This window comes from Chryseobacterium sp. GW823-FHT05E08 (assembly GCF_058795655.1).
The window spans coordinates 81,926-107,043 of sequence record NZ_JBXAHY010000002.1; the positions used below are offsets into that span (position 1 = coordinate 81,926).

Annotated in this window: 21 protein-coding genes; 7 read left to right on the forward strand and 14 right to left on the reverse strand. The window is 34.3% G+C overall.

Annotated elements, in window-relative coordinates; translation table 11 throughout:
- Window positions 1-83: 83 nt before the first annotated feature.
- The 4 genes from AC1Q7L_RS06295 to AC1Q7L_RS06310 all read right to left on the reverse strand — a co-directional run bounded on the left by AC1Q7L_RS06295 (window position 84) and on the right by AC1Q7L_RS06310 (window position 3,914).
- Window positions 84-674 (reverse strand): RNA polymerase sigma factor, encoded by a 591-nt coding sequence (locus tag AC1Q7L_RS06295; protein WP_066754491.1) that lies wholly within the window; start codon window positions 672-674, stop codon window positions 84-86.
- 198 nt (window positions 675-872) lie between these two features.
- On the reverse strand, window positions 873-1,358 hold the full coding sequence (locus AC1Q7L_RS06300) for a hypothetical protein (RefSeq protein WP_410692062.1): 486 nt from the start codon (window positions 1,356-1,358) through the stop codon (window positions 873-875).
- Window positions 1,359-1,441: 83 nt separating this feature from the next.
- Window positions 1,442-2,722 carry a methionine adenosyltransferase gene (gene metK, locus AC1Q7L_RS06305; RefSeq protein ID WP_066754489.1) on the reverse strand — a complete coding sequence of 427 codons (1,281 nt, stop codon included), beginning with the start codon at window positions 2,720-2,722 and terminating at the stop codon, window positions 1,442-1,444.
- Between the two features lie 241 nt (window positions 2,723-2,963).
- A complete protein-coding gene (locus AC1Q7L_RS06310) occupies window positions 2,964-3,914 on the reverse strand; it encodes a LysR substrate-binding domain-containing protein (protein ID WP_072411265.1) in 951 nt (316 codons plus the stop codon).
- A 132-nt stretch (window positions 3,915-4,046) separates the two neighbouring features.
- Here AC1Q7L_RS06310 and AC1Q7L_RS06315 point away from each other — a divergent pair, with 132 nt between their 5' ends.
- The 5 genes from AC1Q7L_RS06315 to AC1Q7L_RS06335 all read left to right on the forward strand — a co-directional run bounded on the left by AC1Q7L_RS06315 (window position 4,047) and on the right by AC1Q7L_RS06335 (window position 8,309).
- On the forward strand, window positions 4,047-5,534 hold the full coding sequence (locus AC1Q7L_RS06315) for a catalase (protein WP_492304752.1): 1,488 nt from the start codon (window positions 4,047-4,049) through the stop codon (window positions 5,532-5,534).
- Between the two features lie 106 nt (window positions 5,535-5,640).
- A complete protein-coding gene (locus AC1Q7L_RS06320; protein ID WP_492304753.1) occupies window positions 5,641-6,408 on the forward strand; it encodes an enoyl-CoA hydratase/isomerase family protein in 768 nt (255 codons plus the stop codon).
- A gap of 42 nt (window positions 6,409-6,450) precedes the next feature.
- Window positions 6,451-6,873 (forward strand): deoxycytidylate deaminase, encoded by a 423-nt coding sequence (locus AC1Q7L_RS06325; RefSeq protein ID WP_410692059.1) that lies wholly within the window; start codon window positions 6,451-6,453, stop codon window positions 6,871-6,873.
- A 9-nt stretch (window positions 6,874-6,882) separates the two neighbouring features.
- Window positions 6,883-7,797: a site-specific tyrosine recombinase XerD gene (gene xerD, locus AC1Q7L_RS06330; protein WP_410692058.1), complete on the forward strand. Its 915-nt coding sequence runs from the start codon at window positions 6,883-6,885 to the stop codon at window positions 7,795-7,797.
- Complete coding sequence (locus AC1Q7L_RS06335; RefSeq protein WP_492304754.1) at window positions 7,794-8,309, forward strand: NUDIX hydrolase; 516 nt, start codon at window positions 7,794-7,796, stop codon at window positions 8,307-8,309. The genes xerD and AC1Q7L_RS06335 overlap by 4 nt, the downstream gene beginning before the upstream one ends.
- 99 nt (window positions 8,310-8,408) lie before the next feature.
- Here the strand turns inward: AC1Q7L_RS06335 and AC1Q7L_RS06340 are convergent, their stop codons facing one another.
- The 9 genes from AC1Q7L_RS06340 to AC1Q7L_RS06380 all read right to left on the reverse strand — a co-directional run bounded on the left by AC1Q7L_RS06340 (window position 8,409) and on the right by AC1Q7L_RS06380 (window position 18,165).
- Window positions 8,409-8,867 (reverse strand): heme-binding domain-containing protein, encoded by a 459-nt coding sequence (locus AC1Q7L_RS06340; RefSeq protein WP_492304755.1) that lies wholly within the window; start codon window positions 8,865-8,867, stop codon window positions 8,409-8,411.
- A 6-nt stretch (window positions 8,868-8,873) separates the two neighbouring features.
- Window positions 8,874-10,628 (reverse strand): Ig-like domain-containing domain, encoded by a 1,755-nt coding sequence (locus tag AC1Q7L_RS06345; RefSeq protein WP_492304756.1) that lies wholly within the window; start codon window positions 10,626-10,628, stop codon window positions 8,874-8,876.
- Between the two features lie 25 nt (window positions 10,629-10,653).
- Window positions 10,654-11,910, reverse strand: coding sequence for a serine hydrolase domain-containing protein (locus AC1Q7L_RS06350; RefSeq protein WP_492304757.1), 1,257 nt, complete (start codon window positions 11,908-11,910; stop codon window positions 10,654-10,656).
- Between the two features lie 127 nt (window positions 11,911-12,037).
- Entirely contained in the window at window positions 12,038-12,967 is a 930-nt protein-coding gene (locus AC1Q7L_RS06355) for a 2-hydroxyacid dehydrogenase (RefSeq protein ID WP_492304758.1), read from the reverse strand.
- Between the two features lie 48 nt (window positions 12,968-13,015).
- Window positions 13,016-13,396 (reverse strand): GxxExxY protein, encoded by a 381-nt coding sequence (locus AC1Q7L_RS06360; protein ID WP_492305343.1) that lies wholly within the window; start codon window positions 13,394-13,396, stop codon window positions 13,016-13,018.
- A gap of 168 nt (window positions 13,397-13,564) precedes the next feature.
- Window positions 13,565-14,086: an acyl-CoA thioesterase gene (locus AC1Q7L_RS06365; protein ID WP_066754471.1), complete on the reverse strand. Its 522-nt coding sequence runs from the start codon at window positions 14,084-14,086 to the stop codon at window positions 13,565-13,567.
- Window positions 14,074-14,838 (reverse strand): HU domain-containing protein, encoded by a 765-nt coding sequence (locus AC1Q7L_RS06370; RefSeq protein ID WP_492304759.1) that lies wholly within the window; start codon window positions 14,836-14,838, stop codon window positions 14,074-14,076. The genes AC1Q7L_RS06365 and AC1Q7L_RS06370 overlap by 13 nt, the downstream gene beginning before the upstream one ends.
- A gap of 152 nt (window positions 14,839-14,990) precedes the next feature.
- Window positions 14,991-17,096, reverse strand: a complete 2,106-nt coding sequence (locus AC1Q7L_RS06375) for a TonB-dependent receptor (protein WP_492304760.1) — start codon at window positions 17,094-17,096, stop codon at window positions 14,991-14,993.
- A gap of 298 nt (window positions 17,097-17,394) precedes the next feature.
- On the reverse strand, window positions 17,395-18,165 hold the full coding sequence (locus AC1Q7L_RS06380; RefSeq protein WP_492304761.1) for a WG repeat-containing protein: 771 nt from the start codon (window positions 18,163-18,165) through the stop codon (window positions 17,395-17,397).
- A 468-nt stretch (window positions 18,166-18,633) separates the two neighbouring features.
- Between AC1Q7L_RS06380 and AC1Q7L_RS06385 the strand changes: the two genes are divergently transcribed.
- On the forward strand, window positions 18,634-21,414 hold the full coding sequence (locus tag AC1Q7L_RS06385; protein WP_492304762.1) for a bifunctional aconitate hydratase 2/2-methylisocitrate dehydratase: 2,781 nt from the start codon (window positions 18,634-18,636) through the stop codon (window positions 21,412-21,414).
- Between the two features lie 117 nt (window positions 21,415-21,531).
- On the opposite strand, the gene AC1Q7L_RS06390 is transcribed toward AC1Q7L_RS06385, so the two are convergent.
- Complete coding sequence (locus tag AC1Q7L_RS06390) at window positions 21,532-22,377, reverse strand: hypothetical protein (RefSeq protein ID WP_492304763.1); 846 nt, start codon at window positions 22,375-22,377, stop codon at window positions 21,532-21,534.
- Between the two features lie 424 nt (window positions 22,378-22,801).
- On the opposite strand from AC1Q7L_RS06390, the gene AC1Q7L_RS06395 reads away from it, so the two are divergent.
- Window positions 22,802-25,069: an aconitate hydratase gene (locus AC1Q7L_RS06395; RefSeq protein WP_492304764.1), complete on the forward strand. Its 2,268-nt coding sequence runs from the start codon at window positions 22,802-22,804 to the stop codon at window positions 25,067-25,069.
- The last annotated feature ends 49 nt before the right edge of the window (window positions 25,070-25,118 follow it).

The following is a 25,118-nucleotide window of genomic DNA, read 5'->3' on the forward strand; positions in this document are numbered from 1 at the left end:
TTTCAAAGCTTTCACTTTTAAGGAATCATTTTTTCTCATAGGCGATAAATGTTTTTCCTTAAAACGAGAATTTTTAAGAATTATTATCTCGTAAGGATGATATTATTCTCATCCATGATTTTTCTCAGGTTTATTAACGCATAACGTACTCTTCCCAACGTGGTATTAATGCTCATATCGGTATGATCTGCGATTTCTTTGAAGCTTAATCCGTCGAAAAATCTTAATTTGATTACCTCCTGTTGATTTTGAGGTAGAAATTGTAACATTCTCAATAAGTCTTCCTGAATTTGATTGGTAACCAATTGATCTTCAATATTCTCAGATGGCTCTCTGATAAGATCAAAAATAGAATATTCATCGGTCTCAAAAGTAGTTTCTGAAACTTTGATGTTCTTAGATTTTAATCTGAAATGGTCTATAATAAGATTGTAGGCAATTCTTTTTGCCCAAAGGATGAATTTTCCTTCTTCGTTGTAACGGCCTTCTTTCAGCATTAAAATGATTTTCATGAAAGTATCCTGAAAAACATCATTAGCCAGATCCTCATCATTAATTTTATAAAAAATGAATGTAAAAAGCTCTCTTTGGTGACGGTGAATAAGCGTAGATAATGCCGATTCGTCTCCTTCCTGGTAAAGGGAAATTAATAAACTATCCGATTTTGATTTCATAACTCTTCTCAATAATAAAAAAATTTGTAGACAAACTTTCTTCCAGATAATTAATCTGGTTTTAGCTGTAAATACAAAACAGTTTTCTAGAGTAAAGTAGAATCAATAGGCGGTACAATTTTTCTTGATGTAAATATAATAATTTTTTAATAACTGTTAAGCTATTATTAAATTTTTACAAGAAAAATCTAAAAAAAATCACTTAAACATGTCATGAATGAATACAGTAGGGATATTTAGTGTAAAATTAACATTCAGACCTTTCATTTCTTTGCCGTTTAAATTGCCAATTGGGAAGGCATAACCTCCCGTAAGATCCAAAATTCCGAAAAGAGTGACCCCAATTTTCGGCGCAACGTACTTGTTTGTTCCTTCTGCTCCGATTAAAAAATAGTAAGAATGATAGAAATCTACATCTTTTTGAAAGTTTAATAAAACATCGGCCTGTAATTTTGGCATTATAGCAAATTCAGAATGAGTAGAGCCCATCAAAGCAGAAGCTCCCAGCCTGTAAATAACGTCATCATTTTTCAGGAAAAGCAATTTCCCACCTAGTTCTCCAAAACTCTGGTTTTGGTAGGTATATCCTACTGTAAGCATCTTATGCACCGTGTATTGAGCTTTCGTAAAAATGCTTAGGAAGAATACAGATAGAATGGTTATTGCGAATCGAAAATTCATCATCTTTAAATTATTTAATTGTAAAATTAAAAAAAACTGCCTTACCTGAAAGATAAAGCAGTCATTTTATTATGTTAGAGAAAAAATTAAATCCCGAAAGAAGCTTTAATTTCGTCTACTTTGTCTAGTTTTTCCCAAGTGAAGAACTCTAATCCTGTAAGAGTTAACTCGTTCTTGTGACCTTTATTGAAGGTTTTATCAGCTACATAATGCTCTCTTCCCATGTGTCCGTAAGAAGCTGTATCCTGATAAATAGGGTTTCTCAATTTTAAGTTTTGTTCGATTGCGTAAGGTCTTAAATCAAAGATTGTAGACACTTTTTTAGCAATTTCACCGTCGTTAATAGCAACTTTTGAAGTTCCATAAGTATTGATGTATAAACCACAAGGTTCAGCAACACCGATAGCATAAGAAACCTGTACCAAAACTTCGTCAGCAACTCCTGCAGCTACTAAGTTTTTAGCGATGTGTCTTGTTGCATAAGCAGCACTTCTGTCTACTTTTGAAGGATCTTTTCCAGAGAATGCACCACCACCGTGAGCACCTTTTCCACCGTATGTATCAACGATGATTTTTCTTCCTGTAAGACCTGTATCTCCGTGAGGACCTCCGATTACGAATTTTCCTGTTGGGTTGATGTGATATTTGATCTGATCATTAAATAATGCCTTAATTTCCTCAGTTTGTAAAGCTACAACTCTAGGAATTAAAATATTTTTGATGTCTTCACGGATTTTGTTCAACATTTCTTCTTCAGCAGCAAAATCATCGTGCTGAGTAGAAACTACGATAGAATCAATTCTTACCGGTTTGTGATCGTCAGAATATTCGATTGTAACTTGGCTTTTTGCATCTGGACGAAGATATTTGATTTCAGAATCTTCTCTTCTGATCGCAGAAAGTTCCTTAAGAATAGTGTGTGCAAGATCTAGAGCCAAAGGCATGTAATTTGCCGTTTCGTTCGTTGCATAACCAAACATCATTCCTTGGTCACCTGCACCTTGAGCGTTTGCTTTAGCTTCGAAAGATTCGTCATTTACAGCTCTGTCAACACCTTGGTTGATGTCCGGAGACTGCTCGTGAATTGCAGAAATAACTCCACAAGAATCACCATTAAACATGTATTCTCCTTTCGTATATCCAATTCCGTTGATAACTTCTCTTGCAATAGTCTGTACATCTAAATAAGCGTCAGACTTCACCTCACCTGCCAAAACCACCTGTCCTGTCGTAACAAGAGTTTCACAAGCTACTTTCGAGCTTTTATCGTATGCTAAAAAATGATCGATTAATGCGTCAGAGATCTGATCGGCAATTTTATCTGGGTGCCCTTCTGAAACTGATTCAGATGTAAATAAATAAGACATATTTCTTCTATTTGTTTTTTAGATTAAAAATATACGAAGAAAAATATGAATAAATTGCCAGAAAAGCTCAAAATAGAAATACTGTTTTAGCTTTTTTTTATAGAGGTTGCAATCAGGTCAAATTTTTCCTCGTTCGTAAACAGTGCAAATTTAAGTACTATTTTTTTAATACTCAAAACTTTTGTTTACTAATTATAATTTTCTTTAAATTAATGATTTATCAATCTTTAAGAAAAATAAACTACTGTGGTTTTATACTTACGAATTCTTTTGGGCTTTCGTTGTAATTTAGTTTTTCTTTTAAAGATAATCTGATAGAATTCGATAATTCATCAATAATCTTTTGTTTGAAAGTTGGCTTATAATAAATAATACTTATCTCTCTGAAAGGGAAAGGTTTCTTGAATCTGAACACATTTCCTTTTTGTTCTTCAGAAAGTTGGCTTAAAGCTAATTCAGGTAAAATACTGATTCCACCCACTTTATCAACCATATGCACCAAAGTCTGAATATTAGACGCCAAGAAGTCTAAGTTCTTAGGTTTCAGCGTATTTTCTTTTAAATGACAGATGTTTTCGAATTGATTTCTCAGACAGTTTCCTTCTTCAAGCAACCAAACTTTTTCAACATTCAAATCTTCCGGAACAACATAAGAATTTTTCTTATTAGCTTCAGTATTTGAGCTGTAGATCATTAATTCTTCATTAAATAAGAAGTCCTGATAAAACTCATCAGCAGTATCATAAGGCGTAGAAATAATTCCAGCATCCAATTCTCCGGCTTTTAAAGCTTTAATAATATTATCAGTCGTCATTTCTTTTACATTCATCTGAATTTTCGGATTCTCTTCCAAGAATGCAAAGATTTCAGTTGGTAAAATAAATGAAGAAACAGTAGGAATAATTCCCAAATTAATGGTTCCTCCTAAAATATTATTTAAAAGGTTTGCTTTATTCTTCAGTTCATTTACAGATTCTATTATCACTTTCGCCTGATCAATGATCTGTAACCCCACATCCGTTGTACGAATCGGGTGAGTTGTTCTGTCGAAAACCTTTACATCCAGCTCATCTTCAAATTTCTGTATCATTGCACTCAATGTAGGCTGTGTAATGAAGCAGGCTTGAGCTGCTTTACCAAAGTGTTTATACTTATCTACGGCGATAAGATATTCCAATTGCTGAATGTTCATCTGATTAATATTATCTATTACAAAGATATGATGTTTTTGTTATTGGCAATCAAAATTTCAAGTAATTTTGATATTTACTACCTTTACATATTGGTATATAAATAGTAAATCAATCATTCAAATCATAACTATATGGATTCTAAAAAATTAACATTAAGTAGTGGTGCCCCGTATTATGAGCATCAGGATTCACAAACGGTTGGTCCAAGAGGTCCTGTATTGTTACAGGATTTTATCCTTCAGGAAAACCTTGCTCATTTTGTAAGAGAGAGAATTCCTGAAAGAATTGTTCATGCAAAAGGAACCGGAGCTTATGGAAAATTAACCATCACACACGATATTAGTAAATATACGAAAGCCAAATTATTCTCACAAGTTGGGAATTCATGCAAAATGTTTGCCCGTTTCTCTACAGTTGGGGGCGAAAAAGGAAGCGCAGATACAGCAAGAGACCCACGAGGATTTGCTTTAAAATTTTACACAGAAGACGGAAATTGGGATTTAGTTGGAAACAACACACCTGTATTCTTTATTAAAGATGCTAAAAAATTCCCCGATTTTATTCATACTCAAAAAAGGGTTCCAAGAACGAACTTAAAAAGTGCAACAATGATGTGGGATTTCTGGAGCTTGAATCCGGAATCGCTTCATCAGGTTTTAATTTTAATGTCAGACAGAGGAACTCCTCACGGATTCAGACATATGCATGGTTTTGGATCTCATACTTTTTCAATGATCAATGCCAACAATGAAAGAGTTTGGGTGAAGTTTCATTTTAAAACAAAACAGGGCGTTAAAAACTTTACGAACGAGGATGCCGTAAAAATGGCAGGAGAAAATCCGGATTTTGCTCAGGAAGATCTTTGCAATGCGATCGACAACGGAGATTTTCCAAAATGGACGATGTACATTCAGGTAATGACTGAAGATCAGGCAAAAGATTTCAGATGGAATCCTTTTGACATCACTAAAGTTTGGTTCCAGGGAGATTTTCCATTAATTGAAGTTGGTGAAATGGAATTAAATGAAATTCCGGTTAATTATTTCGCTCACGTAGAACAATCTACTTTCTCACCAAGCAATTTAATTGACGGAATCAGTTTTTCTCCGGACAAAATGCTTCAGGGAAGATTATTTTCTTATCCCGATGCTCACAGATACAGAGTTGGAGTCAATGCTCATCAATTAGAAGTAAATCGTTGTCCATTTGCCGTTAATAATTATCAAAGAGATGGTTTTATGGCAGATTCGAGTCAATATCAGGACAAACCAAATTATCATCCGAACAGTTTCGATGATATTAAGGCAGATTCAACTTATAAAAATTTCGAATATGAACTGGACAACAATCACGTTGCCAGCTACAATCGAAACGAAAATGATGATGATCATTACACTCAGCCAGGCTTATTATATACAAAAGCAATGAATTCGGAAGACAGAGAAAATCTGATTCACAACATTGTTGGAAGTATGAAAGGAATTGATGGTCCGAAGAGAGATGAAATTATAAATAGACAGTTGTGTCATTTTTTTAGAGCAAACATAGAACTTGGCATGAAAGTGGCTTCGCAACTACATGTTAACATTGATGCAAATATGATGAATCATTCCAAATAAGCATATTTGAATGATATTTTCAATTAAAAGGAAAAAAAAGTAAGATTTTTTCCTTTTTTTTGTAAAAAATTTATAATTTGCACAGAATAATATTTTAAAGTGAAAAATGAGTTACGAGAATATATTATTAAATAAAGAAGATAAATTATCTATAATCACAATAAACAGACCTGAAAGTTTAAATGCGTTGAATGCAAAGACAATTCAGGAGATAAGTTCAGCGTTAGAAGAATTAGATTCTGACCCCACTTGCAGAGTAATTATTCTTACCGGAAGCGGAGAAAAATCTTTCGTTGCCGGAGCTGATATTAAAGAATTTAGTGATTTCGGACAAGAAAAAGCGGAAGAATTAGCCAGAAACGGACAAAACTTCCTTTTTAATAAAATAGAAAACCTATCCAAGCCTGTAATTGCCGCAGTAAACGGCTTTGCACTAGGAGGAGGTTTAGAGCTTGCCATGGCATGCCACATCAGATATGCATCGGAAAATGCAAAATTGGGACTTCCGGAAGTTACTTTAGGATTAATTCCTGGGTACGGAGGAACTCAAAGATTACCGAAGCTTGTAGGAAAAGGCCTTGCCAACGAAATGATCTTCTCTGCCAAAATGATCCCCGCTCAAAGAGCCAAAGAGATCGGATTGGTAAATGAAGTATACCCTATCGAAGATTTATTAACAAAAACTAAAGAATTAGCAACCGTTATTGCCCGCAACTCACCGATGGCAATATCAAAGGCAATAAATGCCGTGAATTTATCTGATACGGAGAAAGGTTTTGAAACTGAGATCAAGTATTTCGGAGAACTTTTTGAACTTGATGATAAAAAAGAAGGAGTTTCTGCTTTTATTGAAAAAAGAAAGCCTAACTTCTAAGAAAATTAATCCAATTATTTCGAAAAAAAACAATGACGTTGTATGAATAAGTTTGATAAAGCTTATCTAAAAATGGCTCTCGAATGGGCAAAACTTTCCTACTGCAAACGAAAACAAGTAGGAGCTCTTATCGTAAAAGATAGGATGATTATTTCAGATGGTTACAACGGCACTCCTTCGGGATTTGAAAATTGCTGTGAAGATGAAGGTGGAAAAACACACTGGTATGTACTGCACGCAGAAGCTAACGCGATATTAAAGTTAGCCTCTTCTACACAATCTGCAAAAGGAGCAACGTTGTATTTAACGTTATCACCCTGCAAAGAATGTAGCAAACTTATTCTGCAGGCGGGAATTTCCAGGCTAGTGTATATCAATGAATATTCGGACGATGATGGGATATCGTTCCTGAGGAACCATAATATTGAAATAGAACAAATATCGGATTGTGAACTAAAAAAATAAGCACAAACAATGACTTGGGATGAAAAAATTAAGGATTTTGAAATATTTCTTCGATTCGAAAGAAATTTTTCAGAAAACACTCTCGACGCTTACGTACGAGACATTAAGAAATTAAAAGAATACGCAGTAGAGGATCTGGAAAACATCGGTCCGGGTTCTATAGGGTATGATAACCTGCAAGAGTACATCTTCAACCTTTCCAAACAAAAATTCAGCGAAAGATCACAGGCAAGATGGATTTCTTCTATAAAAGCTTTCTTCAAATTTTTACTTGAAGATGAGTTTCGTGAAGACAATCCTGCATCTTTGCTTGAGGGCCCCAAGTTGGGATTATATCTTCCGGACACGTTAAGCCTTCCTGATATCAATAAGATTATCAGCGCTATAGAAGTGTCTTCAGATCTTGGAAAGAGAAATCAGTGTATCATTGAGGTACTTTACGGATGTGGACTCCGAGTTTCGGAACTTATTGATCTTAAAATTTCAAACATCAATTTTGTAGAAAATTACATCAAAGTGAATGGAAAGGGTAATAAAACCCGTTTTGTACCACTGGCGGATTTTACTGCAGATTTGTTGAAAAGCTACATCGAAGACACTCGTTCGAAGTGCAAGATCAATAAAAAGTACGAAGATTCACTATTTCTGAACAGCAGAGGAACCTCTATGTCCAGAGTAATAGTATTCTTAATCATAAAAGAGCTTACAGATAAAGCTGGTGTAAGCAAAAAAATATCTCCACACACGTTCAGACATTCTTTTGCAACGCATCTATTACAAAATGGTGCAGATCTTCGTTATATACAAGAAATGCTTGGTCATTCCAGTATTACAACAACGGAAATCTATACGCATCTGAAAACAGAAGAACTTCGCGATGTGATATTGAATTATCACCCGAGAAATATTAATATTGCTCAATGAAAATATTGAAATATTGCCCAAGCTGTGGCAAAGAATCTCTACACTGGGATGGCGAAAAAAAATGGAGCTGCCCCAATTGTAACTTTAATCTTTACAACAACGTTGCCGGTGCAGTAGCAGTGGTCATAAGATGTGGAGATGAGATTTATCTTACCAGAAGAAATCAGGACCCAAAAAAGGGAAAACTTGATCTGGCAGGAGGTTTTGTAGATCCGAGAGAAAGCGCAGAAGAAACCTGTAAAAGGGAGCTTTTTGAGGAACTTCAGCTTGATATCAATATTTCAAACTTAAAGTATTTAACGAGTCTTCCAAACGTTTATCAGTACAAAGAAATTGATTATAATACAATCGATTTGTTTTATGAATACAATGTTTCGGAGAAATTTGAAGTGAATATTGAGTTGTCTGAAATCTCAGAAACGCAATGGATTCCTTTAAGTGAAATCAACCTCGATGATATCGCTTTTGATTCTCAGAAAATATTTTTTGAAAGGTATTTAAAGAATATTTAATTCTTAAAAATATATCATCTCTCGCAGATTTTATGAATTAATGATAAAATAATTATCAGTTAAATTTGTAAAATCTGCGAGAGTTTTTTTTGAATTAAATTAATATGTTTTATTCTTGAGCATTTCCTCAAAGTAAGAACCAATAAGCTTTCGCTCAGCGTCAGAAAGATTCGCTTCTTTATGATAAGGAATATATCCCGGCATTGGCATCATCCTGTTCTGAACACTTTCCGCAGCTCTGCTAAGCATATTTTCTTTCAATTCTTTGTTATAAGTTCCCCAAATTGAAAAATTAAGACGCTCTCTTCCTTCATTTACATGGCTTTTTAGAGACCATGAGATCGGAGCGATAAAAGCATATTTAGGATAAACCGTTTCATTGGAATGACAGTCATAACAAGCTCCTTTTATCAAGTCTCTTATCTTTTGCGGAGTCTTTTTAACATCCACAAAATTCACCGCACGATTCACAGGTTTATTAACTCTATCAATCGGAATAAACTGAATGATAGCAAAGCCCACCAAACTCCAAAACACAATTTTCTTAAAAGTCTTCATATTTTCTTACTTCACAGGAGTTAAAACAGCACCTCCTGATTTCAACTCACGGTTATTTGCATCTTGCTTTACAGGTTTTTCCTGCGCATTTGGAAAAGGTGTTGCCGTTTTATTCGTAGAGGTTTTAGGACTATCCAGCGTTCTCGTATCTTTTAAATCCCAGGTTTCATTGGTTTCCCACAACGGTCTTATGACAGCAAGTTTGTAGAACACATAGGAATCTTCAGCAAAAGTTTCATTTAAGAAATCAGATTCGTCCCAATATTTATTTTCGTTATTATCAACCAATATTCGGACGATGTATTCGGCAGGTTTTAAGATGTCGAATTTCACTTCATTTCCTTTTGTATATTTCTGATAAACAATTTTCTCTGATGCATCTAATAATTGAACCCAATAACTTGTAGTCGGTGCATTTTGAAGTTTTAACGTCAGATTACCGTAATTTTCAACTTTATCAGCTTCAAAATCGAAACGTTTTGATTCTGAATTTTTAGCATAAAAAGATGAAACCGTTGTTTTTGGAACCGTTAATTGATATTTTTTTCCTACAATAAAATCTGATTTAATTAAAATCTGATACGGATTGGTTTCCGAAATTTTAGCCGTAAACTCCTGAGTAGTTAAACTGTCGCTTTTCAGTACCCATTTTTCAGGATTTATTTTATCAATGATATAATTTGAAGTGATCTTGAAATCCGTTTTTGGAGGTAACAATCCGCCATCATTATTAGAAATTTGCATTTCATTTTTAGCATTCTGCTTGTAAAAAACAGAAACTGTATCTTTCTTGTTATCAACATCATAACTGAATTTCAAGTTTTCAGTTGTTCCCTGCCCTACTTTTTGAGCCACAGCATCAAACCAGATATTAATTGAATCTGATTTTGGTCGATGAGTAACTTTTATATCCTGAAGCTTATCATTGATTGAAAGAACTTTAACATCGGTAGGATTTCCTTCGAATGTCATTAAAATCCCGCCCGGTATTTCTTTCATTTCACCATATTTCAGAGATTTTTTAGACGGATAAACTTTTAAATTTAATCCAGAAACAGATTTCTCAACATCTACAGCATCTTTCTGGAAACCAACTTTCTCTTTTCCAGGATCGTACATTGAGTTTCCGTTTTCATCTTCAAAAGCAAGGATCTTATATTTTCCAGGTGATAAATAATTCAGTTCGTAATAACCATCTGTATCAACTTTCGTGATATAGTAAGGCTTTTGCTTATAATTAATAGTGTCTTTTACCTGATACAATCCTACAACGAGTTTATTTTCAGCACTTTCAGATTGTTTTTTTATTGCTAAGGCATCTTTAACCTCACCACTTATGTACAAATCATCCAACTTGTCTCCCGTAGAAAATGCAAAATTGAAGTAACGCAGAATATTCGCTTCATTATTATCAACAATAGAATTTCCGAAGTTGAAATTATAAGTTGTATTAGCCTGTAAAGTATCCGTCCATTGGATCAAAACATATTTATTGGCAATATTTGATGGTAAAATACGCTTGATGTTTTTAATTGGCGGAGAAATAATCAGGTTTTTATTGATGTCTTTCAGCGTAATATATTCATTAAAATCAAGGCGAAGTTCACGAATATCTCTTGAAACATTGATCCTTGTTGTATCAATATTTGAGCTTAAAAATTTTGGAGCCAAAGAATCTTTAGGTCCACCAACCGGAGAGCCCACTCTTGCGCACGATTGCAAAAGAAAACCTATAATAAATAAGAGAAGAAGTCTTTTCATGAATATGTTTAAGCAAAAGTAAACATTATTCTGTAACATCCTGCCCGCCATTTAAAGAATCTTTATTGTCATTCATCACACTGTGCAGCTTATCTTTCTGCACCGGAAAATCTTCAAATAAGCCGGATAGAGCAAGCGCAGTATATACTTTGTTTGAATATTTATTTCCGATCGCTACAATGGTTACTTTTGATTTTAATAAATGAGCAAACACAGAATTTGTTCCGTGCCACCAGCCGTTATGGTAAGTCAATTTTTCTCCGTTATCAAAGATTTTCATTCTAAATCCTAAACCGTAATTGTTCATTCCTGCTTTTTCATTGCTGTAAGGTGAAAAAACCATTTCCATCAATTCAGGTTTTAAGAAATCTTTTGAGAACATTGCTTTTGAGAAATTATAAAGATCCCTTGGCGTTGTATAAACGTTTTTATCACCATAAATAAGATCTAATCTATCTAAAGGATATAATTTACCTCCATAATAAAAAGATTGTGATGCTGTAGGAATATCTTTTTCCTGAAAAATGTAACTGTTTTTCATTTTCAAAGGATCAAAAACCATTTCTTTCATCGCCTGAGGAAAAGGAGTTTTGGTTACTTTTTCAATTAACAAAGCCAATAAAGCAAAATTGGTGTTGCAGTACATGAAACCAGTGTCGGTATCTCTTGCCAATTCAGGTTTGTATTTAATGATCATATTTAATACATCCTGATTGGTAATATATGGTTTTGCAAGTTCAGGAGATGTTGGTGGAATTTTAGCAATAAAATATTCATACTTCGGAAGACCGCTTCTTTGATCCAATAAAGTCTGAACCGTTACATTCGGGTAAGGAAATCCCGGAAAAAATTGGGTTAGATGATCTGTAAATTTTATTTTTCCGGCTTCAATTAATTTCATCATCGCCATTGCTGTCAATGTTTTTGAAACTGAAGCAACGTGCAAAGGTGTATTTTTATCAATCGCCGACTGGTTCCCTTCCCTACTAAAGCCTCTGTAATTTTCGTATAAAATATCGTCACCTTTTGCGACCAATATTCCGCCACTCAGATCGCTTCCTTCCCAGATTTTTTTGTAATACTGATCGATATAACGAACAAGTGAAGCTTTGTCAGAAAGCTGTCCGTCCCCTTTTGTGAAAACATTACTAAGATCTACGCTTCCATAATTGGGCAGATCGGTTGTATTTTCAGTTATAGATTCTTTAGAGTCGGATTTTTTTTTACAGGAAAAAATAAGTAAAAAAACAGCTAAAATAAGTACAAAGTTACGCTTCTTCATGAGTTTCGAAAATGAGCGGCAATTTAATAAAACTCAAAATAAATATGGAATTCTTGCTGTAAATTATGAATTATTTAACATAAAACTGTAAAAAGATGAAAACGATAAATTTATAATTGAGGTTTATTTAAGCAAACTGAGCAACAATCTTATCAACGATAACCTGCGCAAGCTTTTCTTTACTTTGATGTGTCCAACCTGCGATATGAGGCGTTACGATTACTTTTTCAGAGTTTAAAAGATATTGCAAATCTTCATTTTCTGTTTCAATATTTTCGAAAGAAGATTTTTCATATTCCAGAACATCGAGACAGGCACCTTTTACCTTTCCTGACTTCAAGGCTTCGACTAAGCTTTTAGTTTCTATATTTTTTCCTCTCGCTGTATTCACAAAATAGAAATCATTTTTCATATCAGAAAGGAATGGTCCGTCAATTAAATAATATGACAAATCCGTCAAAGGAATATGTAAACTTAAAACCTCAGCTTTTTCTTTTAACTCCGCCAAAGAAACCTGAGTTGCAAATTCATCAGAAAGATCCGGTAAAATATCATGGAAAATCACTTTACACCCAAAACCGGAAAGTCTTTTCGCTGTTGCTTTTCCCATGTTTCCGTAACCGATAAGACCAACTGTTTTTCCTAATAATTCGTCGCCGCGATTTTCTTCACGCAACCAAATTCCGTTCTTCACTTCTTGGGAAGCAATAAAAAGTCGATTCATTAAAATCAATAACATTCCGACAACATGCTCGGCAACAGAATCTCTGTTTCCTTCAGGAGAATTGATTAATTGGATGCCCAATTTTTCAGCAACAGGAATATCAATATTTTCCATTCCGGCTCCTACTCTTGCGATGAGTTTCAGCTTTTTACCTTTCTCTAAAAAGTTTTTATCTAAAGGAATTCGGCTTCTGATAATGACTCCGTCGTAGTTTTCAATTTTATTGCAAATCTCATCGTAAGAAGACGTAAAATCTTCTTCCAATATAAAGTTTTTTGCTAAAAGCTGTTCGGTAATTAAAGGATGGTTTTTATCTAAAAGTAGGATCTTCATAATATTTAAACACAAATGACACAAATTATTTTCACAAATGACACAAATTTATAATGTGCCATTGATCACTCTTTTTACTCCATTTTTAAAATGTAGAGTATTGAAGTTTATTAACATTCCAAGTTTACAATTGCTTAAACGAAGATAAGTAAGGATTTGTGCTAAATGTACATCATTCAAAGATTCAATAGATTTTATTTCTAAAACAAATTTGCTCTCAATTAATAAATCTAATCTATATCCTACATCCAACTTCACTTCGTTGTAGATCAAAGGCATTGGCTTTTGTTTTTCTACGAACAGACCATTCTTATTAAGCTCATAAAACATACATTCTTCGTATGCACTTTCTAAAAGTCCAGGACCTAAAACCTTATGAACTAGATAGCCCGCTTCATAGACAATTCGTGATATATCATTTTCTGAAATATCTGTTCTCATATTTTTTTCATCTTAAAAATAAATACAAACCATTTGTGGGAGTTTATGTTTACTGGTTGTGTTTTTTATTTTTAAACACTAATGACGCTAATATTTTCACTAATAACACGAATTAATTTGTGAAAATTTGTGTAAGATATTTGTGTTATTTGTGTTTTAACTCGGCTCTTGGAATAACTTCTTCAATTCCACAGATTCCAACGGCTTCATTCTTCCTGACAGAATTAATGACAATTCTTTTCTACGGAATGCAGCGGCAAATCTTTCTTTTTCGTCCTCTGTTTCGGGAACCATTTCTGGAATTGGAATTGGACGATTGAACTCATCCACAGCAACGAAGGTGTAAATTCCTGCGTTCGTATGCGTTTTTTTCTGACTGATAGGATCATCCAACCAAACATCCACATAAACCTCCATAGAAGTTGAAAATGCTCTTGAAACTTTAGATTCTAAAATCACAATTCCACCTTCCGGAATCGGGTGATTAAAAGAAACGTGATTCACAGAAGCCGTAACCACTCTTCTTTCGCAATGTCTTGCTGCAGAGATCGATGCACAACGATCCATCTTTGCCAATAATTCACCTCCAAAAAGGTTTCTTAGAGAATTGGTTTCATTGGGGAGAACAATGTTCGTCATGATTGTCAGAGATTCTGACGCTTTTTTTATTTTTGCCATTTAGCCTTAGTCTTGTTTGGGGTTGTTGGAACTTGAACAGCTTTTTCAACAGGTTTTACAATTGAATCTTTTTTCAAGGTTTTCAAAGAATCTGCAATTTTCATCTGGGTAGAATCTACTTTTACAGTATCTCTTACCAAAACAGACAATTTTGCATCAATTTTAATTGAATCTTTTTCGTGTTTAAAAGACTCGTTTCCAAAAAGGAGTTCCTGATTCGTAAAAGCCAGATAAGCGATTCCTAAAATTGGAATAACAATCAAAAAGATCCAAAGAAGCGATTTACTGAATTTGTAATCGTTTCCTGATTTTTCAGTAACAACTGCTTTATCTTTTGCTTTGATATCGGAAATTTTGATCTCTTCCAATCCGTAAAAATCGGGATGGCCGGATTCTATTCTTTTTCCTTTAAAATGAGTGTGTCCGTCTTCAATAAAGATTGTTCCGAGGTTCTGAATTTCTAATGTTTGTTCTGCCTGAAGTTTTTTCTTCCAAAAATCGGTCTGGATCTTTAAGTCACTTTTTGAGGCTTCAAAAGACATTTGCTTTTGATCTGCAATAAAAGCGATCAATTCATCAGATTGAATTTCATGATCAGGACTAAAAGTGATCTGACTCGCAGGCGGAAGAATACTCCCGTTTTCGGAGTTGATAATTGCTTTAGAATTTTCTAAAGAAAATACACCAAAGCTTGGAACTGTAACAGAACCAAATTGTTTCAGATATTCTAAAATGTAAGCTGAAATATTCATTTGATGGCAAATTTATAACTTTTCCATGACTTTTTAGATGATTTATTCACAATAAAAAAGACTGCCGAAACAGTCTTTAGAATCTAATATTACTCGTTTGAATATCATTATTGAATTATTGAAAACAATTATGCTCTATTTTTATGTATTTACTATTGAATTTTCCAGCTTATTCCGAACATAAAATTAGTTCCTGCCTGAGAAAAATAGTAAGGTTCGCCGTCATAAACCGCTCCATTATTCACATATTTTTTATTGAAAATATTATTTACCAATAATTTCAGCGCCACATCATTGTTCGCTATTTTAAACTGATATTGAGCATTAAAATCTGTCAAAAGATAATCTTTCAACTGTAAATTTTTATCTTCAGTGTTGTCTAAATATTGCTTTCCAACATATTGATTCATCAATGCAAACTGGAAGTTTTTATTTGGATTAAATTTCAACCCTAAATTAGCGATAACATCCGGTGAAAAAGAGATTTGCGTATTTCCAAGATCTCTTACCAAGGCTTCATTTTCTATTTTAAAATCCTGATTTCTGTTCTGACTTAAACTTACATTCCCTGAGATTTCCCATTGTTTGGAAAGTTTTGCCAACGCTCCAATTTCAATACCTCTTCTGTAACTTTCTCCTGAATTTGTTCTGATAAAAGCGCCGACATTATTCAATTCGCCGTTTAAGACCAATTGATTAACGTAATACATATAATATAAATTGGCCGTCACAGATAAAATCCCGAATTGTTTTTCTAATCCGGCTTCAAAATCGTGAAGTTTTTCTGCTTTTACATTATTATCGGCCGTTAAATCATCTCTGTTGGGCTCACGTTGAGCGTGTGCGTAAGATAAAAAGACCTTTCCGTTTCCGATTCTATAATTCACTCCGGCTTTTGGATTGAAGAACAACCAGTTTTTGGTTAAGTTTCCTCCTTCACCATCTCCATCTTTAAGAATTTTAATATCATAATCGATATTTCTAAGCTGTAAATCTCCGAAGAATTCGAAATTATTCACTTTAAACAAAGCCTTTGCAAAACCTGAGACTTCGCTTTTTACAGAACGGTTTCTGTAATATTCGCTTTCGTTGATCTGAGGTAAAAATACACCCGTTACATTTCCGAAATGTCTTCCGTAATATTGATTGGCAACGGCTCCAAAGTTTATATCTAAATTTTCATACTTTCCGTAAAGTGTCGAAACAACTCCGTAAAAATCATTATTCAACCATTTTTTTCTGATAAAATCAGAATATTCTTCACCATTAAAATCCGGCAAGTTGTATCTCGCAAAAGGATCGCCTTGTTTGTAATTTTCGTAATATCCTTTCCCTTTTGTGTAATGTAAAGTTGTTTCTAAATTCCAGTGATCATTAATTCCCTGTTCCCAAAGTAACTGATAATGATTTTGTCTGTAATTATCTGTTTCGTTATCGTAAAATCCTACAATTTTCTCCCAATTCGCATCATAAATTGCTCCTGATGCATTGAATTTTGGATCTGTCTCCCAGGTTTTTCTGTCGATTCCATTCCACGCTTGATACGTTTTTTCTTTTCCTCCGAAAGCCATCAAACGAATCCTCGTTTTTCCTTCTTCAAAAAGTGCCGTGAAGTTGTATGAATGAAGATCGGACGAAGCTCTGTCGATATATCCGTCAGAGTGAATATTCGTGTATCTTCCCATCACAGAAAGTCGGTTTTTCCAGAATTTTCCTGAACCAACCTCAGCAGAATATTTGTACGTATTGAATGATCCGTAACTGTCATCTGTTTTAAAATAAAACTTCTCTTCAGGATCTTTAGAAATCACATTGATACTCGCTCCAAAAGCAGAAACACCGTTATTGGAAGTCCCGACACCTCTTTGAATGACAATTTGTGAGGCCGAACTCGTTAAATCCGGAACGTTGACGAAAAATGTTCCCTGACTTTCAGAATCGTTGAACGGAACGCCATTCATCATGACATTAATTCCTCTTCCGGCAACACCACGAATTCTAAATCCTGTGTAGCCAACCCCATTTCCTGCATCGGAAGTCGAAATAATTGAGGTTTGATTTTTAAGTAACATTGGAAGATCCTGTCCAAGATTTTTACTGTCTAAATCTTTCTGAACATTAATGATCTCCTTAGCAACAGGAAGTCTTTTGGTAAAGTTGATTGCTTCAATTTCCTTTATTTTTAAGGAATCTGTATTTTGTGCTTGTATAAAAGCAAAAGAGCCAACGGTAAGCCCTAAAAAAAATAATCCTTTCATTCTATAAATTTTTAAAATTTAATGAATAAAAGGGGCGGATTATGATCGATAATGAGTAATTGGTAATAAGTAATGATTTGAGAATTACCCATTATCGATTACTTATTGCTCATTTTTAATTTCCCTAAACAGCATTATCCGTTCTAGGTTCATTGGGTATAATCTCAGCTTGTTACAGCACCCCTTTATTTCAGCCGCGAAATTACAAAAAATATGTGATATATGAGTTTTAAGTTTTGAAAACCAGATTTTGAAGTATTAAAAAAAGCTTCAAGCTTACTGCCTAAAGCCTCCAGCATTAGTACGCTTTATTATGAGTATCGATATAATAGTAATTTACACTGTCTTTTGTGACATCAAACATTTTCCCCAGTTTCCAGCTGAAGTTTCTCTTGATATTTGAATATTCAAAAGGAATAATAACCTTATTATTAACATCAATCACTCCGAATCTGTCATTTTGAGATGCAATAATCATCGGATCAGACACATCATCACCTTCCAAAATGTATAAATATTGATATTGAGGATAAATTTGATAGTCTCGGTAATCCTCTGCATTTACAAATTTTGATTTTTCAATTATGCCATAAAAACCATTTAAAATATAAGCCTGAAACAACTGTTGCTTATAACTTCCCAATTTGCACTGTCCTAAATCAGAATCTTTGAACTGATAGACTCTTTTCCCCGTATTATCAATTCTATATGATATTAAATCTTTTTCAACCGTTGCATATTCTTTTGTTCCGAATTTTCTGACTTTTTCGTTTGGAGAGTTTAAAAGATTACAATCTTCAGCAAAAAATACCGCAATATGATATTCCGGCTGAATAATAAATTTTCCTTTTTGATTAACATACCCAAACTGCCCATCTTTCTTTTGTGGAATTAAAACAGGAATATCTTTATTAATTACAACCAGATTTGGATTAGATTTAGGTTTCGGAAATGCCTTTTTAACGACAGTCTTTGAAACACTCTTCACAGGAGTTTTCTTCACAGATTTCGTCTGCGAAAAAATGAAAATCGACATAAATACACCCAGAAAATTAACTACATTTTTCATATTCGTCATTTGCCTGCAAAAATACGACCAAAAATAGATATTATAAAACTCATATTTATAAAGAATCTAAATAATAGTATCTTCATAAAATAGTAAAAATTCGTAATTTTGGGAACATTTTTAATTGTTTGATAATTTTAAAACGTTTTTAAGATATAACTTTTGATGTTGATATGATCAAAAAATTTCAGAAACGTTACCCAAAGAGGGTTTTTGCGGCAAGACAGATTACAGGTAAGCCACTTACACTTTCACAGAAGTCCTTTATACTCGCATTTGGCACTGAATATTATCTCACATTTTTAAAACAAAGATGTAGATTATGTTGATTTTACTCTAATCGGTATTATCTATCAAGAATGCAATAGTTTAAGATAAAATTAATTGTATTTTAGATAGACTAATAAAGAAGAAATAGCAGCAATACCAACTGTTTATAATCTACTTTAAAAAAGAAAAGACTTCTATATGAATATTTATAAGGATTACATTAAAGAGATTGAAGAAAGAAAAGACCAAGGACTTCATCCAAAGCCAATTGATGGTGCTGAATTACTAAGCGAAATTATTTCGCAAATTAAAGATACAGCAAATGAATACAGGGCAGACTCTCTTAAATTTTTTATTTATAACACATTACCAGGAACGACAAGTGCGGCTGGTGTAAAAGCTCAATTTTTAAAGGAAATCATTCTAGGTGAATCGGTTGTAGAAGAAATTTCTCCGGCTTATGCCTTTGAATTATTATCTCACATGAAGGGTGGCCCTTCAATCGAAGTATTGCTTGATCTTGCTTTAGGAAATGATATTTCTATTGCTAAAGAAGCTGCAAACGTTCTTAAAACTCAAGTTTACCTTTATGATGCGGACACTAACCGTCTAAAGGAAGCATTTAATAGCGGTAACGAAATCGCAAAAGACTTAATTGAAAGCTACGCAAAAGCTGAATTCTTCACAAAACTTCCTGAAGTTGCTGAAGAAGTTAAGGTTGTAACATTTATCGCTGGTGAAGGTGATATTTCTACAGATTTACTTTCTCCGGGTAATCAGGCTCACTCAAGATCAGACCGTGAACTTCACGGTAAATGTATGATCACTCCTCAGGCTCAGGAAGAAATCAAAGCTTTACAGGCACAACATCCTGATGCAAGCGTAATGCTTATTGCTGAAAAAGGTACAATGGGTGTTGGTTCATCTCGTATGTCGGGAGTAAACAACGTAGCTCTTTGGACTGGTAAACAAGCAAGCCCATATATTCCATTTGTAAATATTGCTCCGATTGTTGGAGGAACAAACGGTATTTCTCCGATTTTCCTTACTACAGTTGATGTAACAGGAGGTATCGGAATCGATCTTCAGAACTGGGTGAAAAAATTAGACGAAAACGGAAATCCTGTTCGTAACGAAAATGGTGACATCGTTTTAGAAGAAGCTTATTCTGTTGCCACAGGAACAGTTTTAACGATCAATACTAAAGAAAAGAAATTATATAACGGAGATGTTGAATTGAAAGATATTTCAAAATCATTTACTCCTCAAAAATTAGAGTTCATCAAAGCGGGTGGTTCTTATGCCATCGTATTTGGTAAAAAACTACAAACATTTGCAGCAAAACTTTTAGGAATTGAAACTCCTCTTGTTTTTGCTCCTTCTAAAGAAATTTCTATCGAAGGACAAGGGCTTACTGCGGTTGAAAAAATCTTCAACAGAAATGCCGTTGGTGTTACTGAAGGTAAATTATTACACGCAGGTTCAGACGTTCGTGTAGAAGTAAACATTGTTGGATCTCAGGATACAACAGGGTTGATGACTGCTCAGGAATTAGAATCTATGGCTGCGACTGTAATTTCTCCAATCGTTGATGGAGCTTATCAGTCAGGATGTCATACAGCTTCAGTTTGGGATAAAAAAGCGCAGACGAATATTCCTAAATTAATGAAATTCATGAACGATTTCGGAGTAATCACAGCACGTGACCCGAAAGGTGAATATCATTCTATGACAGACGTTATTCACAAAGTTCTTAACGATATTACGATTGACGAATGGGCAATCATCATCGGAGGTGACTCTCACACGAGAATGTCTAAAGGTGTTGCTTTCGGAGCTGATTCTGGAACAGTAGCTTTAGCTTTAGCAACAGGTGAAGCTTCTATGCCAATCCCTGAATCTGTGAAAGTAACTTTCAAAGGAGATATGAAGGAGCATATGGATTTCCGTGATGTAGTTCACGCAACTCAGGCTCAGATGTTGAAGCAATTTGATGGGGAAAACGTATTCCAAGGTAGAATTATCGAGGTTCACATCGGAACACTTCCTGCTGACCAAGCGTTTACATTTACAGACTGGACGGCAGAAATGAAAGCTAAAGCTTCAATCAATATCTCTGAGGATGATACTTTGATCGAATCATTGGAAATTGCTAAGAGCAGAATCCAGATTATGATCGACAAAGGAATGGATAATCACAACCAGGTTCTTCAAGGATTAATTAATAAAGCTAATAAAAGAATCGAGGAAATCAGATCAGGCGATAAACCTGCTTTAACTCCTGATGCTAATGCTAAATATTATGCTGAAGTTGTTGTTGATCTTGATATCATCGTTGAACCAATGATTGCTGACCCGGATGTAAACAATGATGATGTTTCTAAGAGATATACTCACGACACTATCAGAGACCTTACGTATTACGGAGGTGAGAAAAAAGTAGATCTTGGATTCGTTGGATCTTGTATGGTTCACAAAGGAGATTTAAAAATCGTTTCTCAAATGCTTAGAAACCTTGAAAAGCAAAATGGTAAAGTAGAATTCCTAGCTCCATTGGTGGTAGCTGCGCCTACTTACAATATCATTGACGAATTAAAGGCTGAAGGTGACTGGGAATTTTTAGAAAAATATTCAGGTTTCGAATTCAACGACAACACTCCAAAAGGTGAAGCTCGTACACAATACCAGAACATGATGTACCTTGAGCGTCCTGGATGTAACCTTTGTATGGGTAACCAGGAAAAAGCTGAAAAAGGAGATACTGTTTTAGCTACTTCTACTCGTCTGTTCCAAGGAAGAGTTGTGGAAGATTCTGAGCGTAAAAAAGGAGAATCTTTATTGGCTTCAACTCCGGTTGTTGTACTTTCTGCGATTATGGGAAGAATTCCTAATATCGACGAATACAAAACTGCTGTAGAAGGCATTGACCTTACAAGTTTTGTCCCTTCAATAAAAGAATTGGTTACAGTTGGTCACTAATAGAATTAAACGATAAGTCGAAAGACTGTTTTAAATATTAAAAATGGAAGATTTCTTTTTGAAGTCTTCCATTTTTGTTTAGTAGATTTTGAAAAGGCAATGTTTTACACTTGATTTTTAATCAATTATTTGAAATGCATCAATTATTTTAAATTTCTCTTTTTTTAGCAAATATCTAGCTAATTCTGATAATTGATACTCTTCACTGCTTGTTTTCAAATTGTTTTTTTCAAATTGAAGAAGTGAATGAAAAGATTGTACTATCCAATCAACAATGACATACTCAAAGTCATTTTTAAGGTCTTTTGTAGTACCATTTTTTTGTCCATAACCAAAGCCTAAAGTTTCCAATTCATTATTTTGAATAGCATCAGTCTGAAAATCAGATAAAATTGAATTATCAATTATGTTTTCAACAATTCTCATATTTCTAAAATTAGAAATATTATCGCCTGGTAATAAATCTAAAAGAATTGCTGCATTTTTTTTATTTGTAGCTCTTGCAATCTGGCCAATTTGTGACATAAAAATAGCTAAAACTATACTATACCAACCTAAACTTATACATAATCCATAATTAACTGAAATGTTATTTATTAAAATATTCTCGCTAAAATCTTTATCCTTGTCAATAATTTTAGCTAATTCTAGAATATGTATTCCATTTTTCAATGCCACTTCTCTTAAATTCCAATTCGAAATTCCTGATAAGTTAACTAAATTATTATCCACAGAATCTATAATATATTTCTGAGTTTGTAATTTTCTTTTAATTCCTCTAGTCTTCTTAAATTGACTAATCTTTTTTAACTTACTTCTATTAAGATGAAAAAAGTGTACAGACACAATAGAAATAAACTTTTCATTAGAATTATGAATTAATTCAGAAGGTGATGCATCAACAAAATTAATTGAAAAATGTTCGCTTGAAAGTTCGTCAAATTTATCTGGAATGTCATTCATAAGCTTTTGGAAAACTCCAAAATTACATTTTTTTGTCTGTTATACTCTACCTATTTAGTCATTTTAATAAAAGGAAAATAAAATTGCAGAAACATGTTGGAAAATTGAAAGAAATATAGACAAACAAAATTATCAAAGCAGAAATAAGATAGAATGAGATTGATTTCTTTTTCAAGTCTCCCATTTTTTATTTAGAACCTTTCCATTTAAGAGTCGTTAATATTATTTTAACCTATGTCAATGACTCAAAAATTATTTTTTCCTTAACTTGATAGGTATTAAAAATATTAATGATTCATCTTATTTATACCATTTTATAGATGGTAGGAATAGATTTTGATGAGTCCATATTAAGAAAATTTCCGCTTTTAATTCTAAATTAAAGTCCGGAAAATTTATAGAAAAAGAAAAAATTAAAACAGATATGACTTTCGACATTGACATGATCAAAAAAGTGTACGAGCGTTACCCAGAAAGAATTGCAGCGGCAAGACAAATCGTGGGAAAACCTCTTACCCTTTCAGAAAAAATCCTTTATACCCACTTATGGGAAGGTAATGCTACATCAGCACATGAAAGAGGAAACTCTTACGTAGATTTCGCACCGGACAGAGTAGCAATGCAGGATGCAACTGCTCAGATGGCGCTGTTACAATTTATGCAGGCAGGAAAAGCTAAAGTGGCTGTTCCTTCAACTGCTCACGCCGATCACTTGATTCAGGCGAGAGTAGGTGCGCAGGCAGATTTACAGGAAGGTCTTAATAAGAATTCAGAAGTTTTCAATTTCCTGGGTTCTGTTTGTGATAAATATGGAATCGGTTTCTGGAAGCCGGGAGCTGGTATTATTCACCAGGTCGTATTAGAAAATTATGCATTCCCAGGAGGTATGATGATCGGAACTGATTCTCACACGGTAAACGCAGGAGGATTAGGAATGGTTGCCATCGGAGTTGGAGGTGCTGATGCCGTTGATGTAATGGCTGGAATGGCTTGGGAACTTAAAATGCCAAAACTAATTGGTGTTAAGTTAACAGGAAAAATGTCCGGTTGGACTTCCGCAAAAGATGTTATTTTAAAAGTTGCAGGAATCCTTACTGTAAAAGGTGGAACAGGATGTATCGTAGAATATTTCGGAGAAGGCGCTCAATCTTTATCTGCAACAGGAAAAGGGACAATTTGTAATATGGGTGCTGAGATTGGAGCTACAACTTCTACTTTCGGATACGATGATTCTATGAGAAGATATTTGGCTTCTACAGGAAGACAGGATGTTGTAGACGCTGCTGACAAAGTTGCTGACCACTTAACAGGTGATGCAGAAGTTTATGCAAACCCGGAACAATATTTCGACCAAGTAATCGAGATCAACCTTTCTGAATTGGCTCCACATTTAAATGGACCTTTCACTCCGGATTTGGCAACGCCAGTTTCTGAATTTAAAGCTAAAGCTGAAGCAAACGGATGGCCTATCGAAGTAGAATGGGCATTGATTGGTTCTTGTACGAACTCTTCTTACGAAGATTTATCAAGAGCAGCTTCTATCGTTGAAGATGCTGTTGCTAAAGGTGTTAAGCCTAAAGCTATCTTAGGAATCAACCCAGGTTCTGAGCAGGTGAAATTCACAGCAGAAAGAGACGGTTTCTTAGATTCTTTCAGAAAATTTGAAAATGCTAGAATTTTTACTAATGCTTGTGGACCTTGTATCGGACAATGGGATAGAGAAGGTTCTGAAAAAGGAGAGAAAAACTCAATCATTCACTCTTTCAACAGAAACTTTGCGAAAAGAGCTGATGGTAACCCAAATACTCACGCATTCGTTGCTTCTCCTGAAATGGTAGCTGCTATTGCAATTTCTGGAAGATTAGACTTTAACCCTATCACAGATACATTAACTAATGAATCTGGAGAACAGATAAGATTAAACGAACCTCAAGGGTTTGAATTACCTGCAAAAGGTTTCGCTGTAGATGATAACGGATACCAAGCTCCATCTGAGGACGGATCTTCTGTTGTTGTAAAAGTAAGTCCAACTTCGGACAGACTTCAGTTGTTAGAAGAATTCCCTGCTTGGGATGGAAAAAACATTGTAGGTGCTAAAGTTTTAATTAAAGCTTTCGGAAAATGTACAACCGACCACATTTCTATGGCTGGACCATGGTTGAAATACAGAGGACATTTAGATAACATCTCAAACAACATGTTGATTGGAGCTGTAAATGCTTACAACATGGACACTAACAATGTGAAAAACCTGTTAACAGGTGAACACGGCGAAGTTCCTGCTGTACAGAGAGCTTACAAAGCTGCTGGAATTCCTACGATTGTTGTTGGAGATCAAAACTATGGTGAAGGTTCTTCAAGAGAGCACGCTGCCATGGAACCAAGACACCTTGGCGTAAAAGCAGTATTGGTAAAATCTTTCGCGAGAATCCATGAGACCAACCTTAAAAAACAAGGGATGTTGGGATTAACTTTCGCTAATGAAGTTGATTATGATAAAATTCAGGAAGATGACACGGTAAACTTCTTAGATTTAGATCAATTCGCTCCAGGAAAACAACTTTCTTTAGAGTTTGTACATGCAGACGGAACGAAAGACGTTATTATGGCAAATCATACGTATAACGATCAGCAGATTGATTGGTTTAAAGCAGGTTCTGCATTGAACTTAATCAAAAGACAGGAAAATTAATTTTCACTAATTTTAATGAATAGTCTTTAAAAAATCAATACAGATTAAA